Source organism: Pseudoflavonifractor phocaeensis, assembly GCF_016901735.1.
Classification (GTDB): domain Bacteria; phylum Bacillota; class Clostridia; order Oscillospirales; family Oscillospiraceae; genus Pseudoflavonifractor_A.
In genome coordinates, this window is sequence record NZ_JACLZC010000130.1 from 1 (window position 1) to 1,807 (window position 1,807).

Annotated in this window: 1 rRNA gene; it reads left to right on the plus strand. The window is 52.4% G+C overall.

The annotated features are described in order from the left end of the window. Positions 1 to 260: 260 nt before the first annotated feature. Positions 261 to 1,792, plus strand: a 16S ribosomal RNA gene (locus H7U37_RS14745). Positions 1,793 to 1,807 lie beyond the last annotated feature (15 nt).

The window sequence follows — 1,807 nt, forward strand, 5'->3', positions numbered from 1 at the left end:
AGTTGAAAAACTTCTGAAAAAAGTACTTGACAAGCGAAAAAGAGTGTGCTAAAATATAGCGCACTGCTGGTCGAAAGGCCGGAGCGTGTACCTTGTAAATTAAACAACGTGAAAGAAACACGAAGCACCAGAAGGACGAAAAGTTGTCCTTCATGAGTTCAAGTGGACTTGTGAAGGGGCGACTGTCTAAATTTCTTTGAAGCTATGAATTAGGCTTCAATAAAGTGATTTGAAGAGCCGGAAGGTTCTTTAGATACCATTTTATTGAGAGTTTGATCCTGGCTCAGGATGAACGCTGGCGGCGTGCTTAACACATGCAAGTCGAACGGAGCGCTTTTGACGGAGTTTTCGGACAACTGATAAAGTTGCTTAGTGGCGGACGGGTGAGTAACGCGTGAGGAACCTGCCTTGGAGTGGGGAATAACAGCCCGAAAGGGTTGCTAATACCGCATGATGCAGTTGGGTCGCATGGCTCTGACTGCCAAAGATTTATCGCTCTGAGATGGCCTCGCGTCTGATTAGCTGGTTGGCGGGGTAACGGCCCACCAAGGCGACGATCAGTAGCCGGACTGAGAGGTTGGCCGGCCACATTGGGACTGAGACACGGCCCAGACTCCTACGGGAGGCAGCAGTGGGGAATATTGGGCAATGGGCGCAAGCCTGACCCAGCAACGCCGCGTGAAGGATGAAGGCCCTCGGGTTGTAAACTTCTTTTGACAGGGACGAACATAATGACGGTACCTGTCGAATAAGCCACGGCTAACTACGTGCCAGCAGCCGCGGTAATACGTAGGTGGCAAGCGTTATCCGGATTTACTGGGTGTAAAGGGCGTGTAGGCGGGACTGCAAGTCAGATGTGAAACCCACGGGCTCAACCTGTGGCCTGCATTTGAAACTGTAGTTCTTGAGTGCTGGAGAGGCAATCGGAATTCCGTGTGTAGCGGTGAAATGCGTAGATATACGGAGGAACACCAGTGGCGAAGGCGGATTGCTGGACAGTAACTGACGCTGAGGCGCGAAAGCGTGGGGAGCAAACAGGATTAGATACCCTGGTAGTCCACGCCGTAAACGATGGATACTAGGTGTGGGGGGACTGACCCCCTCCGTGCCGCAGTTAACACAATAAGTATCCCACCTGGGGAGTACGATCGCAAGGTTGAAACTCAAAGGAATTGACGGGGGCCCGCACAAGCGGTGGAGTATGTGGTTTAATTCGAAGCAACGCGAAGAACCTTACCAGGACTTGACATCCAACTAACGAAGTAGAGATACATTAGGTGCCCTTCGGGGAAAGTTGAGACAGGTGGTGCATGGTTGTCGTCAGCTCGTGTCGTGAGATGTTGGGTTAAGTCCCGCAACGAGCGCAACCCTTATTGTTAGTTGCTACGCAAGAGCACTCTAGCGAGACTGCCGTTGACAAAACGGAGGAAGGTGGGGACGACGTCAAATCATCATGCCCCTTATGTCCTGGGCCACACACGTACTACAATGGTGGTTAACAGAGGGAAGCAATACCGCGAGGTGGAGCAAATCCCTAAAAGCCATCCCAGTTCGGATTGCAGGCTGAAACCCGCCTGTATGAAGTTGGAATCGCTAGTAATCGCGGATCAGCATGCCGCGGTGAATACGTTCCCGGGCCTTGTACACACCGCCCGTCACACCATGAGAGTCGGGAACACCCGAAGTCCGTAGCCTAACCGCAAGGAGGGCGCGGCCGAAGGTGGGTTCGATAATTGGGGTGAAGTCGTAACAAGGTAGCCGTATCGGAAGGTGCGGCTGGATCACCTCCTTTCTAAGGAGACTTCAA